The sequence below is a fragment of the Bartonella sp. MM73XJBT.G genome (assembly GCF_028618435.1).
Taxonomy (GTDB): domain Bacteria; phylum Pseudomonadota; class Alphaproteobacteria; order Rhizobiales; family Rhizobiaceae; genus Bartonella.
On the sequence record NZ_JAQISW010000052.1, the window covers coordinates 1 to 3,704 of the forward strand.

Here is a 3,704-nt window from a genome sequence, read left to right on the forward strand (position 1 = left end):
GGCACCAAAAACAAAACATGCTTGCCTTGACCTGCTATGGTCTCTGCTATCTTAAGGCTAGTAAAAGTCTTGCCCGTTCCACACGCCATAATCAGCTTGCCACGGTCTGCTTCTTTTAAACCTTCACAAACAGCTTTTAGTGCTTCTATCTGATGATCTAAAAGATTTTTCTTCTTTCGCTCGTAAAGGACGATTTTGCCTGTCTTATCAAAAATCCCCCAATCGATTTGACTGTTTTCCATATCAAAGAGATGTATCCGATAAACCGGAACGGCTTGTCCTTCAATCATGGTATTGGCATTTTCGCTTAATTCCCCTTCCGTGCTATCAATCAGAAGACGATATTTAAACCTGCTTTTGCCAGAGATAGCGATAAAGCTTTCAATATCCTCTTGTGTAATCTGATGATTGGTCTCATAAAATTGACAGCGAATAGCAACATATTCCTCTTGATCACGAACTTTTGCGACCAAATCAATATCAGTGTCTATATCGCTTCCTTTCCACCCCTTTTCATCAGCGACTTCTCTATAAGTTTGAACCCTTTCGTATTCCTGCTTTTGCAATGGGTCTTGTGTTAAATAGGCTATAACAAACTTTTCAAAAGCAGCTTGCTTATCCTCATCTGATATCGCTTGATTACGATAAGATTGTAAGAGAGAGCGTAAAGTGACATGTTCATGATCAGACTTAAGAGATTGCAGCATATTATAACAGAGCTCCGTTTTTTTATAATGTGTTTAATTCTTTTCAAAAGAATCAAAATGAAGCTTATTAAATCCATTTTGGACGAATTGAGAAAAAATGCAGAAAAATGCATAAAAACGGATAAATTTTTTCAAAAGGGGCTTTAAAAGGCTATTTATCCACAGCCTATGACGCATGGTTAGATCAGCACAGTAGTGAAATTTGCTATTTATTTGATATGTTAATTAACGTGTTAATCAAAACAAATGCACTATGGGCTTTAAAATATCAGAATGATCATTTTGATGCATTTTACCATAGGTTTTGTCTGTTTTTAAAACCCCCAAAACCCCTACAAAACGTATGTTATTGGTTGAATTTAGAGGTTGTGTTATCAATATAGGTTGTTTTTTTAAGATCTGTAAAATACTAACATATTGAAATATAATAACTTTTATTTTGTATTCAAAAAATAAAATAATAATGGGTAAAAAGCGCCCCCCAAAACCCCTAAAACCCCCCCAAAACTAATGATGGGGAGTGCTTTGAAGGTTCACTGTTATATTGTTTAATGTTTTATAAGATTTCCAAATTGCCTCAGTGTGATGTCTTATGACTTGTCACTAAGGGGTGCCATTCATAATGTATGGTAGGTCGACCGCCTTTAGAGCTATGATTACTTGCTATTTGACGAATATAGTTACAACGACATAAAAGCTCTAAAGCTTGCTTAACGGCTTCATTGTCCTTTAAACATTTCCAATCACGTTTATAAACATCACGTGAAGTAAAAACATCGGGTAAATGATCACAACGTTCGACAATCAATTTTGCACGCTCTGCTGTTACTGTATCCCCCGCCGCATAAAGACGTTTTGCGTGACTTATCAGATATTTTTCCCAACACAAAGCTCTCTCAAGGGCATCTCTATTGATTTCAAAACGCCCGCCTTCACTCAATTCAAAAATCAACGCAAGGGTTGGTATGGTTTTATCCATTTTCAAAAGATGTGCTTGTAAACTTGCAGAGAAATGCCCCCCTTTGATTGTTTTTTGAAAATTTTCCCACCATTCACGAAACATCTCTTGAGCATCAGCAGAAAAGCGTATGGTCATGGGGTGTTTTGGTGATCCTAATGGTTTATTATAAAGAGAACGAAAGACCTCTTGATAGTTTTCCCATGCCTTTTGATTGGGCGGTCTATCAACCCAGTCACGCTCTTTTCGTTCATCGGGAAAGACCAGCATTTGAAACCGTTGCAATAAACCATCATCATTTATTCCACGGTGCATGGCTTGAATAATGGGAATAATTCGAGAGGGTTGAATGCCCCCAATGACGGAAAGGGTTGCATTGGAAATATGAATGGTTCCACGCTCTATACGGTCATAGGTGTATGGCTTATTGCCATTAAAAGCTGTGAGATAAAAAGAACGGTCTGCTTGATATTCCTTTCTCTCCAAATTGGCTAAAAAACCAGATAATTCATCACGAACCAACAACAGACCACGGGGGTTTTCTTTTAACAATTCCCCAAGCTTTTCGACCGTGACATCATTGACAATAAGACGTCGTTTTCTAAGAGTGTCATCATCATCAGTTTCTTTGTTTTCAAGAGCTTGAGAAAGAAGAGCAAGGGCTTGTTCCTCGTCTTGATCTTTGAGTGCTTTGCAGGCTTGTTTTTTCTTTTCTCGTTTATCTAATTCAATCAGAATATCTTTTGTTTCTTGGCTTTTTTTCTGCTTTATCCATTCTTGATACCATTCCTCTTGAAAGGCATAGAGAGGAGCTAAAGCAGCTTCCATGGTCGGTGTTTTCATCGTTGAAGGTTGCCCCACAATAGCGCCCCAGAGATTAGGAACAATTGTCCAATTGGCATGTTGTTTTGGAGCGATACGCACGCCATTACCAATGACAGCAGCCAAACCGCATAAAGCAGAGATAGCCACAAAATCGATAGAAGATTGTTGAATATCAGCAACGTCATAAACATAGTCTATTAATGGTGTTGGGAGCAGATATACTTTAAAAGGCTCGACGGGTAAAAGAGCACTCTCAATCGGTTGCAATTCCTTCCACCCATTTTGTTGCAAGGCGACTTCATAAGGAATGGCTTTTAAACAAGCATGACCGTTTAAAGAGAGATTATTGTTATCATTGACGGGGGTATTATTCTCTAAAATATTTTTATTATCTTGTTTCATATTACTTACCTTGAATAATAGAGAAAATCGTTGAAATCTAAAGTGTTAGGGGCTTGCATGATAAAGACCTCAAAGCCTTGGCTATAAGCACGCGCAGCTAGGGTAAAACCTGCTTTACAACCCGCATCATCTGCTGGTTTCTGATCTGTTTTGCAGCCATTGGCTTTTAAAAAGGTTCTATGAATGGCAAAGGAACCAGCCCCCTTAACAAGAGCAACCAACGCGGGCAGTGTCATTCCTAATGGGTGTGGACATTTGCCGTGAAAGCATAAATCAGCAGAAAACTGTTTTGAGAAAGAAAGCCTATGATCATAAGCTTTATCAACAAAGGCTTGTTTCCCCAGCAAGCCAATTCTTCTAAGCGCTTGTATGATCTCTCTAAAAGAGCAGCCAGCATAACAAGTGAGTAAAAGACGCCCATCATGTCCATTGGAAAGAGATAAGCTAGGCAATTGATCATCATGGGCTGGACAACGGGCACTTCCATAACGCCCATACCAAACCCCACGCACGGCATTTGTGATGCCCCGAGCATTTATATAAGAAAACATATTTTTTTATCCTATGATTATTGCACCATAGGACGGATTTTGCTATTCATTCTTTGAGTGAAAATGGGAAGCCTTGTCCGTCCTTACGTGACAAGGTTTTCATTTATGCGACGTCGTTATAACGTTGCTGTTTGGCTTGCTCTATGACATTAATCAGATCCGATTGTAACCAACGCGATAAAAAACCAAATTTTAAAGGCTTTGGTAAAGAGCCATTGGTCACATGACGGCGGAATGTTGAAACACTCATATGAAGCAATT

4 protein-coding genes are annotated in these 3,704 nt (G+C 38.8%); all 4 read right to left on the reverse strand.

Annotated elements, in window-relative coordinates:
* On the reverse strand, positions 1 to 707 hold a 707-nt coding region (locus PVV59_RS09530), incomplete at its 3' end, for a DEAD/DEAH box helicase family protein (RefSeq protein ID WP_273755846.1).
* A gap of 577 nt (positions 708 to 1,284) precedes the next feature.
* Entirely contained in the window at positions 1,285 to 2,892 is a 1,608-nt protein-coding gene (locus tag PVV59_RS09535) for a YfjI family protein (protein ID WP_273755847.1), read from the reverse strand.
* Between the two features lie 5 nt (positions 2,893 to 2,897).
* Positions 2,898 to 3,443 (reverse strand): hypothetical protein, encoded by a 546-nt coding sequence (locus PVV59_RS09540; protein WP_273755848.1) that lies wholly within the window; start codon positions 3,441 to 3,443, stop codon positions 2,898 to 2,900.
* A gap of 103 nt (positions 3,444 to 3,546) precedes the next feature.
* The gene (locus PVV59_RS09545; protein WP_273755849.1) at positions 3,547 to 3,702 is read right to left on the reverse strand and encodes an AlpA family transcriptional regulator; all 156 of its coding nucleotides are present in this window, start codon (positions 3,700 to 3,702) and stop codon (positions 3,547 to 3,549) included.
* Positions 3,703 to 3,704: the final 2 nt, after the last annotated feature.